Source organism: Thiothrix winogradskyi, from assembly GCF_021650935.1.
Lineage (GTDB): Bacteria > Pseudomonadota > Gammaproteobacteria > Thiotrichales > Thiotrichaceae > Thiothrix > Thiothrix winogradskyi.
In genome coordinates, this window is record NZ_CP091244.1 from 3,185,527 (window position 1) to 3,204,128 (window position 18,602).

Below are 18,602 nucleotides of genomic sequence, written 5' to 3' on the forward strand. Positions count from 1 at the left end.
GAATCCAAGCATCGGGGTCATCGTTATTGAACCCGATGCGACACATTAGCCAGACAAAGCGCTCCATTCCACCCATTTTTCCACCCGTTTTTTGCCATCAAAACGTACTAAAAACCACTCCACACCGTCATCACCCTCGCGATGATCCAGTAGCGTCACTTTGTCACCTTTGATCAGGTACATTTTGGTTTTCGTTTTGGCATCCGGCTTATCGTACAAAGCCGCTTTGTCGACGGTTATTTTGCGGGTAGCAGCGGGCGTTTTCGCTGTTACGTCAGAGGAATCTTGCGTATCGGCGATGACTTTTTTCAGCACTTTTCCTGCTGAATCGTAGATTTTGACGAAATACAAATCGCCATCAGTACCCACCATCGCACCTTCTGACCACACATAGGGTTTGCCCTTGTTGAAGCGGTAATCCGTGCTGTACCAACGTGGCCCCGAGCGTTGCGCGGTGCTCAGTGTTTTGGTTTCTGGCGTCAACGTGGGGTTGCTGATTGGCTCTTTGTATTCCTGAAATTTACCCTGCGCTTTATTCCACAAGTGCAAGCGGTAAAACAGATTGACACCGCCATAACCCACGCCTTCTAGCACTGCCACGTCACCGTAGCCGTCAAAGTTGAAATCGGCTTGCAGCAATAAACCATCAATGGTTTGGCTACCTTCGGGGACATCGGGCATTTCTCCCAATTGTTGCGTTTTCCCCTTAGGAAGTTTGGCAATAATGGTATTGCCCTGCTGTTCCACGACCACGTTCACCTTAGATTCGGGGGAAAACGTGATGGGCAATTTGGCATGACCTTGGGGTTCGGTGAATGCCGCTGCATTCAAGGAAAATAGGCTTGCGCCCAGTAAAAACAACCCGGCTGGAATGGGCTTGTGCATGGTTTTACCTCGCTGATTTAAACATTTACACCTTAGACCTTTATACCGGATTTCGTTCGGATTAGTCTGGGTAAAGTGAAGCCAGCTCTGAGGTTTTCACCGTTGCCTGTCCGGTGGATAACTTAAATCCTTGCAAGGCTTGCCACAAACCTGCGCCGCGCCAGCCACCGCTGCTGCGACCATAGAGCACCGCATTAAGCGCATCAATTTCAGCCAGCAATACCGGCGGCGCTTGTTCACGGAAATTTGCCAGCAAGGCAGGTCGTAAGTGCAGCCCGACTTCCAGCCATTGCAGTAAGGCATCGTGGGCAGCTTGCGGTTGGTTTTGCTGACAAGCTTGTTCCAGCCGTTGCCAGGCTGTTTTGGCATCTAGTTTACGGACTTTTGGCGGCATACTGGCGGTTTTAGCCGATTTATTAAGGGTCGTTTGGGATTTTTTCCAGAAATACCACAGCAACCACCCGACTGATAATACCCCCCAAATGATCAGCAGTGCAGTGGCATACCAGTCCCACGAAAACCAAGCAAACCAACCAGCGGAGGCTGCTGGTGTATCCGGGTTTTTAACAGGTTGCGGCGTTTGGGGCGCTGCCTGCGCCGGTTCCGCTGCGGTGGGTGCATTCGCAGCAGCGGGTGTTGCCTGTCCACCAGTCACCACGAGTTTCACTGGGTCAAGTGTGGTCGTTTCCTGTTTACCCGTGGCGGTATTCCACCAATCAATACTCAAGCCGGGAAATTCGTACTCGCCATTGTAAGGGGCAACCACCACCCACTTTTCCTGACGCACGCCCACAATTCCGTTGCTACCGGGGTCGTTACGCAATTCGGGTTGATCAGTGTATGCCTTGATACCCGCTGGCGCTTGGATGTCGAGCTTGGGCAGTTGTTCGGCAGCCAAACCATCCGCCACAATCGCCAACGTCAACGTAACGGGTTCACCCGCTTTCAATTTATCAGCAGGTGTCTGCCAGTGCGCATTCAAGGTAATGCTGTTAGCAGGCAGCCATTGCTTGCCAGTATAGCTGGCGGGCTGACCTTGCACTTGCAACGTCAATGGTTCGGAAAAACGCCGGATGCGCTTGCCATTCAAGCCAAATGGGTCAAATTCATTGCTGTTTTTGTCAGCAACAATGCCATCAAAGGTAGTGCGCCCTAAGGTTAGCGTACCGCTTTGCTGCGGGGTAAGCGCGTAACGGCGCTCAATCACCTGATAGTTACGCCCATTGCGCATCAAGGTCGTGTTGCGAGTTTTGCCCAGTTGCTGGATATTGCCTTTGCCTGCTTCCACTTCGGGGTGACTAAGGCTGGCTTGCGGTTGTAAGGGGGTGATGTGCAACATGCGTTGGGTAATCACGATTTGCTGCTGCACATACGGCTGCTGCGGTTCGGCGGTGAGTTCAATCAAAATATCGGGTGCGCCCCCGGTGCTCACCTGCGGGGGTGGCTGATCCATAACCTGCAAATCCAGCGCCTGACTTTGATCTGCGCCAAAAGCAATCGGGGGAATCGGCACAGTACCGGTGCGACGCGGGTATAAACGCAACTCCCACGTGGTGGTGATACTGCTGACGCCATTCACCATGCTAAAACTGTTGCTTTGCGAACGTCCGCGTATGTCAAAGTCTTGTTCTAAAGGCGAAAAATCTGGCTCACCGGATACGATGCCATCCGCCGTAAACGTGAGTACCACAGGATCACCCAATGCCACCGGATTGCGGTCAAGCTGTGCCATAATCGCAGCAGCTTGCGCCCCGAATGGCAACAGCCATAACCACGCTATCAAGAGTAACCTTACCATTCATCACCCCTTGCCTGCGCACCACGTTGTTGATATTGGTACTGAAACTTGCGCCGCCACAAACCGGATGGGTCGTCAGGAATACGCCGCAACCATTGCTCAGTGGCTTGTGCCTGCTCGCGCTGCTGCGGGTCGTCAGCATCGGCTTCCGCTGCTTCCTCTGACTTTTCACCGTCTTGCTCACCTTGTTTGGCTTGCTCTTCTTCCTCTTTAGCTTGTTCGTCAGCGGCTTGTTGTTGCGCTTGCTGCTGTTCATCCGGTGAAGAATTGGGTTGCGGCGTTTGTGAACCTTGACCCTCCGCCCCTTGCTCTTGCTGCTGCCCCCCACTCTGTTGGTCTTGCTGCGGTTGCTCTTGAGGCTTTTTCTGAGAATTTTGTTGGTTCTGCTGTTCCTGCTCCTGCTGTTGCCGAAGCGCGTCTTCGACTATTTTCAGGTTATGACGCGCATCGTCATGCTTAGGGTCGGCTTCCAATACCCGCTTGTAGGCAATAATTGCCTCCTTAAACTTACCGGCTTTCGCTTGCGCATTGCCATAATTGTACTGTCCGGTAATGCTTTGTTGCGCGGCATATTGTTGTGCAGCGGTTTGATAGTCCTTGTTTTTATACGCTGACGCCCCCTTCCATTCAGGGTGCTGAAAAAGTTCTGAAGCGCGGGCGGGTTGCCCGTTATCCAGCGCTTCTTGGGCTTGTTGATCGGGCGTCAGCCATAAATCATCCCAACTGAACGCCAAAGCGGTTTGCGGTTGGGGCAACAATATGCAGACCAGTAGCGCCCCTAGCCAGCCACGCCTGAACATCAGCGCTGCCAGCGGCAATAGCAACAAAACCAACCAATACCCCTCATTCACCCACGCATCGGTTTGACGACCTTGGCTCTTGCTTAACTGCTGTTGGCTGAGCGACTGCCACTGCTGACTTAAGGTATTCACATCAGCATCACCCAACGCCGCTTGCGTGAAAACCCCGCCACCGGCTTTCGCAATACGTGCCAAATCGTCCAGATTCACGGTCGCAATCACGGTTTTGCCCGCACTGTCCAGCAAAAAACCACCTCTGGGGCGTGGTATCGGCGTACCATCCGCCGACCCCAATGACAATACGGATACGTTGTAACCCATTCCCCATGCCTTATCCGCTGCGGCAATCGCGGCTTCCGTATCCGCCACACCGTCAGTCATCAGCAAAATACTGCCGGTTTTCATGCCCGCTTGTTGCAGCAATTCAACCGAGCGTTCAATCGCCGGAGTCAACAAACTGCCGGGGGCTGGCATAATATCGGGTGAAAGGTTTTTCACCTGCTCCTGAATCGTGGCGATGTCATCAGTCAGGGGGGAAACCACAAACGCATCTCCGGCAAATACTAGCAGCCCGTTTTGCGCATCTTGACGCGCATTGAGAATATCGAGCAATTTGAAACGCGCCAAGGTAATACGGTTAGGTTTTTCATCATCGGCATACATCGAGGTAGAAAAATCCATCGCCACCACCAAGGCTTGTTGATCACGAAATACCGGCACTTCGCGCTTTTCCCACGCGGGGCCTGCCATTGCCACAATCGCCACCAGCAACGCCAGTGACAACCAAACCAACGGCAACCATCCCCAACTACCCGCCGTGCCACTCAACACAAACGGCATCAATTGCTTATCGACAATGCGTTCCCAGCCGCCTTGCTGACGCGCCTGAAACCATTTCATGCCAAAAACCAGCGGCAGCACCAGCAATAACCACAGCCATTCCGGGTGGAGAAAATGCAGATTATTCAACATAAAGCCCTCACTCCCGTTCTATCCGCAATACGGCGGCTAACAGCGTCAGCACCAGTGCCGCCAGTAACGGCCAACGGAACAATTCTTGCTGCGGTCGCCATTGCTGCGCTTCTTTTTCCACGGGTTCGAGCCGATCCAGTTCCGCGTAAATTTTGTGGAACTCTTCGGTATCACGCGCTCGGAAATACATCCCACCCGTGCCGGTGGCAATCGCTTTCAAGGTACGCTCATCCAAATCCGCCGACGGATTCATCAACTGAAACCCAAACACGCTACGCATCTGGTCGCTTTCCGATCCAATCCCCACCGTGTAAATTTTTAAACCCACGGCTGCTGCCATTTCCGCCGCTTCCAAGGGGCTGACACTGCCAGCGGTATTCGCGCCATCGGTCATCAGAATCAGGACGCGGTTTTTTTCAGGGCTATCTTGCAAGCGTTTCAGCGCCAGCCCAATCGCATCACCAATCGCGGTACGTTCGCCTGCCAAACCAATTTGTGATTCATTCAACAAACGCAGCACGGTTTGACGGTCAAAAGTTAACGGCGCTTGCAAATACGCCTGATCACCGAACAACACCAAACCGATGCGGTCGCCGGTGCGTTTGCGCACAAACTCCCCCGCCACGGCTTTGGTTGCCACCAAACGGTCAACCACCTGCCCATTGAGGATAAAATCTTGCTCTTGCATACTGCCTGATAAATCGACAGCCAACATCAAATCGCGCCCTGACACCGGCATTGTCACCGTATCGCCCACCCACACCGGGCGGGCAGCAGCCACCACCAATAAGATCCACGCCGCACTCGCCAGCAACAATGCCAACAAACCAAACCACGAACGCCCCAATACCTTGCCGCCCTGCTGAAAATCCTCCAAAAACGGGACTTTCAAGGCAACCCCTTGCTTGGGTTCTGCCGGTTTCAGCCACCAACGCACCACCAACGGTAAAGGTAGCAAAATAAACATCCACCACCAGAGGAATTCATACATGATCTTTCCCCCGTTGTAGCTTGATCCATTCACGAGTGGCTTGCAGCACGGCTTTGGTTTCGGCTTGCGTTTCTGGGCGATAGGGCACTTCGGTGAGTAAATGTGCCAACTTGCTGCCAAATAAGGGCTTACCTGCTTTGTCGTCTAAAAATTTGACCCAAGCCGCGCCGGTCAGCCCTGACACGGTTTGCCGCCCATACTGACTGATCGCAACCCGCCGTAGCAAAACGGACAGTTCGCGCAATAAGTCTTTGGTATTCGTGCCGTATTGACGTTGCAAGCGTTCCAGCTCCAGCAATGCACTTTCCAAGCCTTGCTCCGCGCGTTTTTGCTGCCGCCAACGCCAGAATAACCACGCAATCACCGCCAACATCAACACCACTAACATCCACCAGCCCGGCGCTGGCGGCCACCAGCCAATCGGGTCGGGCAAATGAATATCGCGTAACGGGAGTTCTTCCGGGTTCATCGCAACCCCCGTGACAATTTGAGCAAGCGTTCGTTATCGCTGTCAGCGGTCGACAATTGCACCAATGGAATGCGGTAGCTGCGGCTGAATTCCTGCAAAGTTTTCGCCGCTTGCGCCACACGATTGCTATAACGGTCGCGCCACAGCCGCAAACCCAAATTCAGTAACAAATGCCGTTTACCGTCGGTCAAACGCAAGCTGCCGTTATTAGGCAATTTCTCTTCAAACGGATCGTGAATCTCAATCAAGGTTAATTGCGAATGTTGCGCAATCATTGCCAACTGCCGCAACGCTGCGGGTGTCACTTGCCGAAAATCACTCAGAATAAACAATTGACTACCCGGCTGTGTCACCCGCCGCAAGCGTGTCCAACTGGCTTGCAAATCACTGCGATTGCGCTCAGCGACCGTCACACGGGTCATATCGCTCAACTGGCGCAATAAATGCAAAGCAGAGGAACGACTCCGCGACGGTTTGAATTCGGTATGCGTGCCATTTTGCAAAATACCGCCGATGCGATCGCCATCATCAAGGGTTTTCCATAGCAATAACGCCGCAATCTGTGCTGCCAACACCGATTTAAAACGCCCACGGGTGGCAAAAAACATCGACGGGCGTAAATCCACCCACAATAACACCGGCTTTTCGCGCTCTTCCTCAAACACTTTGGTATGTACGCGCCCACTACGCGCCGTTACCCGCCAGTCAATGGTACGAATATCGTCACCGGGCTGGTACATGCGCGACTCAGCAAAATCCATGCCGCGCCCTTTGTGAACGGAACGGTGCAAGCCCGCGTGACGCGCCCGAATATGCTTTTTCGCCAAATGCAAAGTGCGCACCTGCCCCTGTAAGCGCAACAAGGATTGCAGGGAACTAAAGACAATCCCTTCGCCAGCTACACCTGCCATCAAGGGACTGCCACCAAAGCCAGCAATTCATCAATAATATGGTTGGCGGTCATGCCATCGGCTTCCGCTTCAAACGTCAGCAATAAACGGTGGCGTAACACGTCATGCGCCACCGCCTGCACGTCTTCGGGGCTGACGAAATCGCGCCCCGCCAACCATGCATGAGCGCGGGCGCACCGATCCAGTGACAACGTGGCACGCGGGCTACCGCCATAGGCAATGCTGCCCGCCAAGGATTTACCGTAACGTTCGGGATTCCGCGTTGCCAAAACCAATTGCAAGAGGTAGGTTTCCACCTTGTCGGTCATGTATATATTCAGCACATCCTGCCGCGCTAACGCTACGTCATTCCGACTGACCAGTGGCGCAACGGCTTCTTTTTCATGACGCACTTGCTGCATGGCTTCTTTGCGCCCCAGATGCAGAATGACTTTTTCTTCGGCAGGCGTTGGGTAATCAACAATCACGTGCATTAGGAAACGGTCAAGTTGCGCTTCCGGCAAACGGTACGTGCCTTCCTGCTCAATCGGGTTTTGGGTCGCCATCACCAAAAACGGTTCGGGCAATTTCCAGGTCGTACCCGCAACGGTAATCTGGCGTTCTGCCATCGCTTCCAACAGCGCCGATTGCACTTTGGCAGGTGCACGGTTGATTTCATCCGCGAGGATCAAATTGTGAAACAACGGGCCTTTCTGGAAGTGGAACGAGCCATCATTGGGGTGAAATACTTCCGTGCCGGTAATATCCGCTGGCAATAGATCCGGCGTGAACTGCACACGGTGAAAATCGCCCTCGATTCCCTGCCCCAACACCTGAATGGCGCGGGTTTTCGCCAAGCCCGGCGCACCTTCCACCAGCAAATGCCCGTCTGCCAGCAACGCGATCATCAGACGATTGATCAGGGATTTTTGCCCAATGATTTTGCTTTGCAAATACTGGGACAACTTGTCAAAGTTTTCTTTTTGGTTCATGTTCACAGCTAGTTATGTGGGTGTAGGGCGGAATATACGCGCCCCGTTCCCGTGGTTTCAAGTTAATCATCGTTAATTCAAGTGTAGAGAGTATGAACATCCAAACCCAAATTGAACAGAAAATCCAACAGGCCATGCAACCTGACTTCCTCGAAGTCGTTAACGAAAGCCACATGCACAATGTGCCGCCCGGTTCGGAATCGCATTTTAAGGTGACGGTTGTGAGTGAACAGTTCAATGGAAAAATGCTGATTGCACGCCATCGGCAGATTAATGGCATTTTGGCAGATGAATTAAATGGGAAGATTCATGCGCTGGCATTGCATACGCTGACGCTAGAAGAGCACTTTGCTAGAGGTGGGAAAGTGGCAGAATCGCCCTTGTGCATGGGCGGCGGCAAGGCATAAAAAAAAGCGGGGTTGTTGGCTCAGGACAACCCCGCTGGGAGATGCTGCCTTTAATATCGGAGGAGTGCGGGCAGCAGTGCGAAAACGTTAGCGTTATCTCTTATCTTTCAACCTACATAGCCATTTGATGTCCCATGCTCGGTCTTAGTTCCCTTGCGGGGAACATTCTGGCAATTAAACTGGCGGTTTCACCCATCTGGTAGGTTTTACGCGGCAGTTCATGACCTTCCATTAAGCTATCCAGCGTAATGTCTTCCATGAAGCGGTAAAACTGACTGCTCAGGTCTAACCACATGCGTTGCACCAAATCCTGACCCCGCATTGCAGTACTGTGCGAGGCATTCAGTTCTACAGCAGCGTCGTCTTCAGCGGCTTGGACAATTTCTGCCAAGGTAATTTCATCAGCATGGCGGCTCAAACGATAACCACCACCTGGGCCACGAATGCCTTCGACCAAGCCTTCGTTACGTAAGCGGGCGAATATCTGTTCTAAATAAGACAACGAAATCCCCTGCTGTGTTGCCAGATCACCCAAGCGCACTGCACCTTCGTCATCGTGGATAGCCAAAGCCAGCATCGCCATAATCGCATGTTGACCTTGTGTGGATAGTTTCATGTCTGTCTCCTAACTGAGTACTTGTCATTGATCTTTCATACGCACTATACGGGGACACAACACTAAGAAAAAGTCGAAATTTTTAATTAAACAGATCGAAAAAATCGAACCTTTCTTTTGAAAACATTACAATTATTTAACCTTTCCGTAACATCTCCAAATTACGTTGGGCATCGGCATTACCTTTAGCAGCAGCATCATTGAATAATTTTTCTGCTTTTTTAGGGTCTTTATTGACCCCTTTACCCAAGACCAATAGCACACCCAAGTTGTTTTGCGCCTCAGTAAACCCCGCTTTAGCGGCTTTATCATACCAGTAAGCGGCTTGCTTATCGTTTTGCGTGACACCTCGCCCATCTTCATACAACAATCCAAGGTTGTATTGGGCTTTGGGGTAATTTTGCTTGGCAGCCTGCTCATACCAATACGCAGCTTCGCGCAAATCCGCTGGCAAGCCACCGATACCGTCTTCGTACATCGTCCCCAGCATCAATTGCGCCTGTTTATCGCCTGACTCTGCTGACTGACGCAAGACTTCAGGCTCGATGCCCGTGAGATCCAGTTTATCCGATACAGGCTGCTCATCCTGAGCGGCGGGTTGCGCCAGCATGGGCAGAGATACGGGCGTGCTAACCGGTTCCGGGCGACTGGCAGGATCAACCACCGGAATCGACGGCATAGTGGCAGCCGCTGCTACTCGCGTTTCGGCACGTTGCCGGGGTTCTTGCATTTTCAGGTTGTTGGAAGTGGCAATCGCTTGTGCAGGCGCACCATTATCAAGTGAAAGCAGCGCCAAGCGGGCAGCAACATGGCCTTGTGATGCCGCCTGATCGAACCAGTGACGTGCCTGTTGGTCATCAGCAGGCACGTATTGCCCATTCGCGTACAATAATCCCAACCCATATTGCGCTTCCATATACCCGGCTTTGGCAGCACGCTGCTGCCAGTCTAGCGATTGCTTAAGATCGGCTTGCGGATTTTCCTCATTGCGATACAGCATGGCTAACTTATATTGCGCCTTAGCATCGCCGCTCTCCGCCGCCGCTTGTAACGCAGCCAATTCACCGCCAACGTTAGTCTCTGTTTTACGGCGGTTGCGATACCAGTTTTCCACGCTGGAACCCTTGGATGCCCCGTCTGCTTGCGGCATGGCTGCGGGCGCGGGAATGTTCCCATTCCAGGGTGGCGGAGCTTCATTCATATTGACTGGCTGTGCGGGTGCAATGTGAGGGTTAGCAGTAACAGAAAATGGCAAGATGGCACTCGCCGTCATCCCCAATAGCAAAACTTTTATTATTCTCATGGCAGCCCCGATGCGTAATAGATGATTTTGATCATAAATTTTTATAACTAATGATTATTTTGCCGCTCAGCAACCTAACCTCAGATGAATATTTCTTTTCAACCTCCCATTGCTATAGTATTAGTCTGGAGTAAGCCGTTTTAAGGGGAAACATGGGTGTCTGCGCTGGATCTCGCCAAATACATCAAAAATCGCCTGACCGCGTTAAACATGACGATGGTAGCTGCCGCAGACCGCTCCAAGATTTCGCGCCAAACATGGCATAAGCTCCTAAATGCCGACATAGACGAGGCAAAACTCTCCACGCTCTTGAAAGTCGCGGAAACCTTGCAAACACACCCACTTAGCATGTTGCGCATTTATTTTCACGGTAAACAACTTAGTCACAGCACCACCCAATCCAGCGGGAACACTAAATTTGCCAGCGGATTTATTGCTGATATTACTTACCCCGACAATAGCATTGTGCAAACCGGACAAGTCTTTGAGAAAATCTGGGAGGTCGAAAATCTCGGCACTCATGCTTGGGTGAACTGGCGTTTGCAATGTGTGGATGAGCACCTAAGCGTACAAACACTCAAAGGCTCAGAACACTATAACGGTAACGGCTCGCAATATAGCTTAATGCCCTTAGCCGACAGCATCCCTATCCCGCTAACCCAACCGGGTGAAAAAGTGCGTTTGCATGTGCAATTTCGTGCGCCCGACTATCCATGTACTACTATTTCACATTGGAAAAGCACCGATGCCGAAGGCAATATCATTTTCCCCCATCTGACTGGACTGTATTGTCTGGTCAAGGTTATCTCACTGTAAAAGCAATAAAATCAACTTAAACATCATGGAATTACCTAACAGCGACGTACTCATCGTTAACGTGCAGAGTACCCCACGACGCTTGTCCATTTACGGGCAAGTCCCTGATAAACTGCCTCAGTCCGGCATCCGTATTAACCCGCAACACACGGGCAATAACGGCAGTAACCGGCTGGAAGATTTCGCCGATTACACCCCCGGCGTACAACTTGGGCGCAATCAGGCGGGAATAGGCAGCGACCTCTACCTGCGCGGCTATGCCCTCAATGGCAATATGCAACTCGATGGCTTGCTGGATGTGCAAGGGTTTTACCTGCGCGACCCCGCCACCCTGGACAGCATTGAGATCAGCAAAGGCTTGAACTCCGTCTTGTTTGGCTCAGGCTCACCGGGTGGCACAGTCAATTACGTCAGTAAGCAACCGCATTTTTCACCACAACGAAGCTGGCAATTATCAGCAGGTTCACCCCACAGTGTGCATGGCGTGTTAGATGTGAACCAACCGTTCGCGCAAAGCGATTGGGCAGGGCGCTTGCTCATGATCGGGCAACAAGCGGAAACCGGACGCGCCAACGTCGGTGATGACCGCTTTACGTTTTTACCTTCACTCTTGTGGCAAACCGACCAGCAATCCTTGTTACTGGAGCTGGAACACGGCAGGCAAAACCGCGAATACGACTTTGATAACGTCTTTTATCAGGGCAAACCGATCTACAATGTTTCCTACGTTGACCCACGTTCTTACGCCCAACGGCACATGAACCGCGTGAGCGGCACGTATACCCGCGATTGGGGCAAAGGTTGGGAAACGTTGCTGCAAGCCAACCAGATCGACGCCAAGCGCGATGAACGCTGGATCGGATTTGCTTATTTACCAGCCAAAGGCACGTCGTTGCCCGGCTATTACCGCGATGCCCAATACACTCAAGCGCAACAAGCGCTGCGTGCTGAAGTTTCACGGCATTACACCCTCGGCATCAGCCAACACCAGACGCGCCTTGGTGTTAGCGGGCATTCGGTCGAAATTGACTTGAAACGCCAATTTCGCACCGGTTTATTTACCCTAGACCTGTTCAACCCGACGTTTGATTTCCCACTGCCGGATGCTGACAAGCTCACCAAACGCGAATCCATCACCTTGCGCAAGGAACGGGCAGCATATTTGCAACACCATGCTGAAATCGGCGAGCAATGGGGAGTTCATGCTGGAATCCGCAACAGCCGATACCAAGCCGATTACACCTCACCCACCCTCGCCTTTCAGGAAACCGATGCCGATGACACATCTGCCTCACTGGGGTTGACCTGGCAAGCCACCCCACACTGGCAAGCATTTGCCAGCCGCAATGAATCGTTCGCGCCTAATATTGGCATGGATAAAAACGACCAGTTTTTTGACCCACTCCAAGGCGTGCAGCATGAAATGGGTGTGCGTCATCAGCATGAAACCCGGCATGGCAAACCTGTCAAAAGCCACCTGAGTGTCTACCGCATCGACCAGAAAAACGTCACCACCCGCGACCCTAGCGAACCGGGCGCATTGATGCTCACCGGCAAAACACGCTCACAAGGGGTGGAAGCCAACCTCAGCATCCCCATTAGCAAAACCCTGATGGTTAATACCGCGTACAATTACAGCGATTCCCGTATCACTGAGAACAACGACGGCAACACCGGCAATCACTTGCACAATGTCCCCCGGCATAGCGGCTCACTGACGCTGGATTACGCCCCCAATGCCCGCACTCAGCTCACACTTGGTGCAGTCAAGGTCGGCAAGCGCCCCGGTGATGATGCCAATAGCTTTGAAGTTCCCGCGTATACGCGGCTGGATGCGGGTGCAAACTGGCAACTCAACCGCAAAATCACGCTCAAAGCAGGCGTGCGCAATTTGCTGAACGAGGATTACGTGGCAGCAAGCGAAGGCACCGATTTTATTGTACAAGGGCGTAAACGTACCCTGACATTAGGACTGGAGATAGATTTCTAAATGGACGACACACAACTCCTGCGCTATAGCCGCCAAATTCTGCTCCCTGAAGTAGACATCAGCGGGCAAGAACGCCTGTTAGCCTCAAAAGTGCTGATCATCGGCATGGGCGGATTAGGCGCACCCGTCACGCTTTACCTTGCCGCTGCCGGTGTCGGGCAACTCACCTTGGTCGATTTTGATACCGTGGATTTGAGCAATTTACAACGCCAAGTGATTCACACCACCGCCACCATCGGGCAACCCAAAGTCGTGTCTGCCGCGCAAGCTGCTCGTGCATTAAACCCAGACATTCAGATTCATACCATTCAAAAGAAACTTGAGTACCATGAATTACTTAGCGTGGTTACTTCACACGATGCGGTAGTCGATTGCAGCGACAACTTCCCCACGCGCTTCGCACTCAACCTTGCGTGCAAAACCGCATCCAAACCGTTGATTTCAGGTGCAGTTATTCGTTTGGAAGGACAAATTACCACTTTTGATTTCCGCCAGCCGCATAGCGCCTGCTACCGCTGCCTTTACGATGAAAACGGCACGCAGGAAGACACCTGTAGCACCACCGGCATTCTTGCGCCACTCGCCGGTATTATTGGCAGTATGCAAGCCGCAGAAACCCTCAAAACCTTGCTGGATTTACCTACCCTAAACGGGCGGCTATTACTGCTGGATGCCAAGCAAATGCACTGGCGCGAAATGCGTCTAACCCAAGATCCAAGCTGCCCTGTTTGTGCTCTCAACCTTCAAAACTAACGCGCTTATTCCGAAAACTCTGAATATTGTCTTAAAAAGCTGGCTCAATAAATTCTTTAGATATAACCTATAAACGGTGAACCAAAATCACATTTGCACCGTCGAACAAACGGGTTTTTCAAAAAATTTGGAGGTATGTATGAGCTTCGTCAGTGAATTCAAAGAGTTTGCCATGAAAGGCAATGTGGTCGATCTCGCCGTGGGTGTCATTATCGGCGCGGCATTTGGCAAAATCGTTTCAGCATTGGTGGATGGCATCGTTATGCCACTGTTGGGCTTGCTTGTCGGCGGCGTCGACTTCAGCAAGGCGGCTATCATGCTGAAAGCAGGCGACCCGGCAGCGGTTCCCCCTATCCCTGATTTAGTGCTGGCGTATGGCGCTTTCGTCCAAACCATTTTTGATTTTGTGATCGTTGCCTTGGCGATTTTCGTAGCCATTAAAGCCATGAACAAGCTGAAGCGCAAAGAAGAAGCTGCTCCCGCACCGGAAGCACCGTCTAACCAAGAAGTTTTATTAGGCGAAATCCGTGACCTGTTGAAACAGAAATAAATCACCTGTTTTCACAAGGATGTGAACAAAACGCATGATTTGTTCACATCCAACCTATCAGAATACGGTGTAATTGCCGTGACAAAGCCAGTCCTTCATTGCACAATGTTACCCGACTAAAAATTCAGTCTGGTAGATACATAAACGTAATGCATTTGAAACCTAAACATCTCGACTTACTTGCCGACAACAATATCCCCTCATCCGTCTTATTCAATGTCTTCGGCACGGTAACGCTGGAGCGGGGTATCGACTATTACGACAACGGCAAAGTCACCAATTTTCGCGCCGAAAAAAGTGGTGGTGGCAATGTCTCCATCACCGCCAAAGTACAAGGCAGCGGCAAAGAACCTTACGTCACCGTCATCAATTACAACGAACAAACACCGCGCTGGATCACCGGCGTTTGCACCTGCCCCGTCACCGTAGCCTGCAAACACACCGTCGCCGCCTTATTTGAATACCTCGAACACGCCCGCAAACAGAAAGCCAGAGAACCGCAACGCAAGCCCGTGCCAGCGTTTACCGCCGCCACCATGCCTACCACTGCCAAAGCGGTCACGCGCTCCCCTATCGACGTATGGTTACAAGGCTTAAGAACAACTGCCAGCGACACCACCGAAACTTCACTATTTAGCCCGGAAAACGACACCCTCAGCGCTGATTTACTGTATTTTTTAGATACCGACGCTCACCAACAACCCACCTTGAGCTTATACAAAGCCAATACCCTCAAAAAAGGCGGTTACGGCAAACCCTCACACGTCCAACTCGAAGCCCTGCTGACCCCATACCGCGCCCGCAACTTTGCGTATGAACCCTTGGATTTAATGATCGCGCAATTACTTGCCATGCCCGGAATGCGCTTTTTGCATCACTGGAACAAGGGCAATCTGAGCGGCAAACACGGTGAGCAAGCCTTACGGGAAGTGCTGAAAACCGGACGCGCTTTTTGGGCAACCATTGACACTTGGCAACGCGAAGCCCAACCCTTACAGCCGGGTGCACCGCTAGGCTTGCAATTCATTTGGCAAGCCAACGATAAGCAAGAATTCACCGTTGAATTGCAAACCGAGCGCCCCATCACTGCGCACTTTTGGCTCAACGGCAAACTCTGGTATATCGACACCACCACCCGCACCTGCGGCTTACTGGAACACCCCGACCTTAACCCCGCGCAAGTCGAAAAATTCCTGAATGCGCCGCCGATTCCCGCCGCGCAAGCCGAAACCGTTAGCGAACGGTTGCTGGAAGCTTTGCCGGATGTGGATATTCCCGCACCCTCGCCGAAAATCCGCCAACACATTGACGATTTACACGCCGAACCCACCCCGGATTTGTATTTGCGCTGCACCCGCCTGCCGGATACGGGTCACGATACCCACATTGCCAGTTTGCGCTTTAACTACGCAGGGCATGTGTTGCAACCCGCGCAACACAAACCCAGCAGCTTGCACAAAGTCGGCGCAAAACGTTACCGCATTCACCGCAACCTTGCGACGGAACAGGACGCGCTCGACACGCTTGCCGATTACGGTTTTGAAAGCGTCAATACGCGCTTTAGCGACCTGCACCGCCTCGAATTGCTGATGCACCCCGATACCCCATCACTGACGGCGTTACGCTGGAACGATTTCCTCGATCACGGCGTGACCGCACTGCGCGATTCCGGCTGGAATGTCACGTTGGACGACAATTTTGACCTGCATTTCGACATCGTTGGGGATCTCGATGCCGCGTGGGAAGAAAGCGCGAATGGCAACGACTGGTTTGAAATCAGCCTCGGTTTTGAAGTCGACGGGCAACGCATTAATCTGTTGCCGATTCTGGTGGAAATGCTGGGGCAAATGGAAAGCCCGCAAGCCTTGCGCGACTTGCTGGAACGCCAGCCGTACATTTTCGTGCCGCTTTCCGGCAATCGCTGGGCAAAACTCGAATCGCACCGCCTCGCCGGAATCCTCGAAACGCTGGTGGAACTCTACGACCACCAACCGCTGAATGCCGATGGCAATTTAGAACTCAGCAAATACCAAGGCACGAATCTGAGCGCACTGCTCAATGCCCCCGGCATGAAATGGAAAGGTGCAGAAGAACTGCTGGCGCTGACCCAAAAGTTACGGGATTTCCAAGGTATTCAAGCCATTAGCCTACCTGAAGGGCTGAATGCCGACTTGCGCCATTATCAACACGAAGGCTTGAGCTGGCTGCAATTTTTACGCGAATACCAGTTCAATGGTATCCTCGCCGATGACATGGGCTTGGGCAAAACCTTGCAAACCCTCGCGCACCTACTCATCGAAAAACAAGCGGGACGCTTAACCCAACCCGCCCTAGTCATTGCCCCCACCAGCTTAATGGGCAATTGGCGACGCGAAGCCGCACGTTTCACCCCCGACTTGCGGGTGCGAGTGATTCACGGCAATGACCGCCACCGGCATTTTGACAACTTGGGCGAATACGACCTGCTGCTCACCACTTACCCCTTGATTGTGCGTGACGAAGAACAGTATTTGCGCCACACCTTCCATTACCTGATTTTGGACGAAGCGCAAGCGATCAAAAACGCCGCGTCACGCACCACCCAAGTCGTCTACACCCTCAAAGCGCAGCACCGTTTATGCCTGACGGGTACACCTCTGGAGAATCATCTGGGAGAATTGTGGTCAATGTACCATTTCCTGATGCCCGGTTTTTTGGGTGCGCACGACAAATTTACGCGCCTGTTCCGCAATCCCATTGAAAAACAAGGCGATGCAGGCAGGCAACAGCAATTACGCCAGCGCGTTCTGCCCTTCATGTTGCGTCGTACCAAGGAACTGGTTGCCAGTGAATTACCGCCGAAAAGCGAAATCATCCGCAGCGTGGCGCTCGAAGGCAAACAGCGCGACCTTTACGAAACCGTGCGCTTGGCGATGGACACCAAATTACAGGAAGAAATCAGCCGCAACGGTTTCGCTCGCAGCCACATTATGATCTTGGATGCCTTGCTGAAACTGCGCCAAGTGTGTTGCGACCCGCGTCTGGTGAAACTCGACAAAGCCAAAAACGTCGACCAATCCGCCAAGCTCGAATTGTTAATGACCTTGTTACCTGAAATGTTAGAAGAAGGCCGTAAAGTACTGTTGTTCTCGCAATTCACCTCGATGCTGGCACTCATTGAAGCCGAACTGGTCGCCGCCAATATCGTTTACGCCAAACTCACTGGGCAAACCAAAAACCGCGAAGAAGTCATTGCCCACTTCCAAGAAGGTGATGCGAAAGTGTTCCTGATTAGCCTCAAAGCTGGGGGTACAGGGCTAAACTTAACCGCTGCCGATACAGTGATTCACTACGACCCTTGGTGGAATCCGGCAGTGGAACAACAAGCCACCGACCGCGCTTACCGCATTGGGCAAGACAAACCTGTCTTCGTCTACAAACTGATTACCGAAGACACGGTAGAAGAAAAGATTCTCAAATTGCAGGAAAAAAAGCAGATGCTCGCCAATGGCTTGTATTCAGAAACCGGCGCACAAGAAGGCGTGCGCTTCAGTTCCGAAGATTTGCTGGATTTATTAAAGCCCTTGGAGCAATGATTCGGTAAACAATAACTTGCCGACGTATTTTGCCCCGGCGGGGGTTAAATGCCCGCCGTCATACGACAACAATTCTCCCGCATCGGTGAACAGGCGGCAACTGTCACCCTCACCGCAAATCAAGCGTTGCTGATCAATAAACACCTTATCACCCAAGGTTTCGCGTAGCCATTGGTTGCCCGCCAAGGGTTTGGGATCAACCTTGTTACGCAATGCCAAACGTTCATCGGCAGACAGTTTCAGGTAATTCCTGATGGCAATTTTGCCGAAATCTTTTGCCCCAAGGACGATTAATTGCTGATCCGCCCGTAGCTGCATTTGCTGGATCGTCTCCGGTAACAATTTCGCCGCCCAGTCTTGCCAGCGTGCCACCATAATAATGACATCCGCCTCGGCAATTTGTGCTGCTGCTTGCATCACATTATCGGATTTTGCGCACAATGCCGTATCTTTCGACTGGATAAACGCCGCGCCTTTGTCACCCCATACCATCTGGCAACGGGTCGGAATATAACGGGTACTGAGCTGATAATTGCTCAAATAGCCATTTTCCAACACGCCGTTGAAAAAATCCTGCGCGTGACTGTCGCCAATAATCAGCGCTTTTTTACGCGCATCCGCCTCATCAAACGGTTTTTTCTGCACCGCAAGAAAGCGCTGGCGGGTGTATTCACCACTGGCTTGGGTATCCGCTGCTTTGAGTAAAGTGTCAGCCGACGTATCTGCCCATACCGGCATCATGCCACCGATACAAAGCAACCCCAGCAATAACGGCACGTAAATTTTCATCGTAGC

General features: G+C 52.1%; 16 protein-coding genes. 6 read left to right on the forward strand and 10 right to left on the reverse strand.

Features of this window, described 5'->3' with window-relative positions:
* Nucleotides 1–45: 45 nt before the first annotated feature.
* The 7 genes from L2Y54_RS15835 to L2Y54_RS15865 form a co-directional block, all read right to left on the reverse strand.
* Nucleotides 46–885, reverse strand: a complete 840-nt coding sequence (locus L2Y54_RS15835) for an XAC2610-related protein (RefSeq protein ID WP_236497505.1) — start codon at nucleotides 883–885, stop codon at nucleotides 46–48.
* Nucleotides 886–946: 61 nt separating this feature from the next.
* Complete coding sequence (locus tag L2Y54_RS15840) at nucleotides 947–2,683, reverse strand: BatD family protein (RefSeq protein WP_236497507.1); 1,737 nt, start codon at nucleotides 2,681–2,683, stop codon at nucleotides 947–949.
* The gene (locus L2Y54_RS15845) at nucleotides 2,677–4,455 is read right to left on the reverse strand and encodes a VWA domain-containing protein (RefSeq protein WP_236497510.1); all 1,779 of its coding nucleotides are present in this window, start codon (nucleotides 4,453–4,455) and stop codon (nucleotides 2,677–2,679) included. Before L2Y54_RS15845 ends, L2Y54_RS15840 begins: the two co-directional genes overlap by 7 nt.
* Nucleotides 4,456–4,462: 7 nt before the next feature.
* Nucleotides 4,463–5,446 (reverse strand): vWA domain-containing protein, encoded by a 984-nt coding sequence (locus L2Y54_RS15850; protein WP_236497511.1) that lies wholly within the window; start codon nucleotides 5,444–5,446, stop codon nucleotides 4,463–4,465.
* Nucleotides 5,439–5,915: a DUF4381 domain-containing protein gene (locus L2Y54_RS15855; RefSeq protein WP_236497514.1), complete on the reverse strand. Its 477-nt coding sequence runs from the start codon at nucleotides 5,913–5,915 to the stop codon at nucleotides 5,439–5,441. The genes L2Y54_RS15850 and L2Y54_RS15855 overlap by 8 nt, the downstream gene beginning before the upstream one ends.
* Nucleotides 5,912–6,826, reverse strand: a complete 915-nt coding sequence (locus L2Y54_RS15860; protein WP_236497515.1) for a DUF58 domain-containing protein — start codon at nucleotides 6,824–6,826, stop codon at nucleotides 5,912–5,914. The genes L2Y54_RS15855 and L2Y54_RS15860 overlap by 4 nt, the downstream gene beginning before the upstream one ends.
* Entirely contained in the window at nucleotides 6,826–7,797 is a 972-nt protein-coding gene (locus L2Y54_RS15865) for an AAA family ATPase (protein WP_236497517.1), read from the reverse strand. Before L2Y54_RS15865 ends, L2Y54_RS15860 begins: the two co-directional genes overlap by 1 nt.
* Before the next feature lie 92 nt (nucleotides 7,798–7,889).
* On the opposite strand from L2Y54_RS15865, the gene L2Y54_RS15870 reads away from it, so the two are divergent.
* Nucleotides 7,890–8,204: a BolA family protein gene (locus L2Y54_RS15870; RefSeq protein WP_236497519.1), complete on the forward strand. Its 315-nt coding sequence runs from the start codon at nucleotides 7,890–7,892 to the stop codon at nucleotides 8,202–8,204.
* 112 nt (nucleotides 8,205–8,316) lie between these two features.
* Here the strand turns inward: L2Y54_RS15870 and L2Y54_RS15875 are convergent, their stop codons facing one another.
* Nucleotides 8,317–8,820, reverse strand: coding sequence for an Rrf2 family transcriptional regulator (locus L2Y54_RS15875; protein WP_236497522.1), 504 nt, complete (start codon nucleotides 8,818–8,820; stop codon nucleotides 8,317–8,319).
* Between the two features lie 136 nt (nucleotides 8,821–8,956).
* On the reverse strand, nucleotides 8,957–10,123 hold the full coding sequence (locus L2Y54_RS15880) for a tetratricopeptide repeat protein (protein WP_236497524.1): 1,167 nt from the start codon (nucleotides 10,121–10,123) through the stop codon (nucleotides 8,957–8,959).
* Nucleotides 10,124–10,279: 156 nt separating this feature from the next.
* Here L2Y54_RS15880 and L2Y54_RS15885 point away from each other — a divergent pair, with 156 nt between their 5' ends.
* From L2Y54_RS15885 to L2Y54_RS15905, 5 genes are all read left to right on the forward strand, one after another.
* Nucleotides 10,280–10,939: an NBR1-Ig-like domain-containing protein gene (locus L2Y54_RS15885; RefSeq protein WP_236497527.1), complete on the forward strand. Its 660-nt coding sequence runs from the start codon at nucleotides 10,280–10,282 to the stop codon at nucleotides 10,937–10,939.
* Nucleotides 10,940–10,964: 25 nt separating this feature from the next.
* A complete protein-coding gene (locus L2Y54_RS15890) occupies nucleotides 10,965–12,929 on the forward strand; it encodes a TonB-dependent receptor (protein WP_236497530.1) in 1,965 nt (654 codons plus the stop codon).
* Nucleotides 12,930–13,682 (forward strand): HesA/MoeB/ThiF family protein, encoded by a 753-nt coding sequence (locus tag L2Y54_RS15895; protein WP_236497532.1) that lies wholly within the window; start codon nucleotides 12,930–12,932, stop codon nucleotides 13,680–13,682.
* Between the two features lie 139 nt (nucleotides 13,683–13,821).
* The gene (gene mscL, locus L2Y54_RS15900; RefSeq protein WP_236497534.1) at nucleotides 13,822–14,232 is read left to right on the forward strand and encodes a large-conductance mechanosensitive channel protein MscL; all 411 of its coding nucleotides are present in this window, start codon (nucleotides 13,822–13,824) and stop codon (nucleotides 14,230–14,232) included.
* Nucleotides 14,233–14,381: 149 nt separating this feature from the next.
* Complete coding sequence (locus tag L2Y54_RS15905) at nucleotides 14,382–17,807, forward strand: DEAD/DEAH box helicase (protein WP_414718432.1); 3,426 nt, start codon at nucleotides 14,382–14,384, stop codon at nucleotides 17,805–17,807.
* Here the strand turns inward: L2Y54_RS15905 and L2Y54_RS15910 are convergent.
* Entirely contained in the window at nucleotides 17,787–18,596 is an 810-nt protein-coding gene (locus L2Y54_RS15910; RefSeq protein WP_236497540.1) for an SGNH hydrolase domain-containing protein, read from the reverse strand. The two genes, L2Y54_RS15905 and L2Y54_RS15910, sit on opposite strands and share 21 nt — an antisense overlap.
* Between the last annotated feature and the right edge of the window lie 6 nt (nucleotides 18,597–18,602).

Bases quoted from the DNA above. Each gene is read 5' to 3' on its own strand.
- L2Y54_RS15835 (WP_236497505.1), bottom strand. From the start codon at position 885: ATGCACAAGCCCATTCCAGCCGGGTTGTTTTTACTGGGCGCAAGCCTA.
- L2Y54_RS15840 (WP_236497507.1), bottom strand. From the start codon at position 2,683: ATGGTAAGGTTACTCTTGATAGCGTGGTTATGGCTGTTGCCATTCGGG.
- L2Y54_RS15845 (WP_236497510.1), bottom strand. From the start codon at position 4,455: ATGTTGAATAATCTGCATTTTCTCCACCCGGAATGGCTGTGGTTATTG.
- L2Y54_RS15850 (WP_236497511.1), bottom strand. From the start codon at position 5,446: ATGTATGAATTCCTCTGGTGGTGGATGTTTATTTTGCTACCTTTACCG.
- L2Y54_RS15855 (WP_236497514.1), bottom strand. From the start codon at position 5,915: ATGAACCCGGAAGAACTCCCGTTACGCGATATTCATTTGCCCGACCCG.
- L2Y54_RS15860 (WP_236497515.1), bottom strand. From the start codon at position 6,826: ATGGCAGGTGTAGCTGGCGAAGGGATTGTCTTTAGTTCCCTGCAATCC.
- L2Y54_RS15865 (WP_236497517.1), bottom strand. From the start codon at position 7,797: ATGAACCAAAAAGAAAACTTTGACAAGTTGTCCCAGTATTTGCAAAGC.
- L2Y54_RS15870 (WP_236497519.1), top strand. From the start codon at position 7,890: ATGAACATCCAAACCCAAATTGAACAGAAAATCCAACAGGCCATGCAA.
- L2Y54_RS15875 (WP_236497522.1), bottom strand. From the start codon at position 8,820: ATGAAACTATCCACACAAGGTCAACATGCGATTATGGCGATGCTGGCT.
- L2Y54_RS15880 (WP_236497524.1), bottom strand. From the start codon at position 10,123: ATGAGAATAATAAAAGTTTTGCTATTGGGGATGACGGCGAGTGCCATC.
- L2Y54_RS15890 (WP_236497530.1), top strand. From the start codon at position 10,965: ATGGAATTACCTAACAGCGACGTACTCATCGTTAACGTGCAGAGTACC.
- L2Y54_RS15895 (WP_236497532.1), top strand. From the start codon at position 12,930: ATGGACGACACACAACTCCTGCGCTATAGCCGCCAAATTCTGCTCCCT.
- mscL (WP_236497534.1), top strand. From the start codon at position 13,822: ATGAGCTTCGTCAGTGAATTCAAAGAGTTTGCCATGAAAGGCAATGTG.
- L2Y54_RS15905 (WP_414718432.1), top strand. From the start codon at position 14,382: ATGCATTTGAAACCTAAACATCTCGACTTACTTGCCGACAACAATATC.
- L2Y54_RS15910 (WP_236497540.1), bottom strand. From the start codon at position 18,596: ATGAAAATTTACGTGCCGTTATTGCTGGGGTTGCTTTGTATCGGTGGC.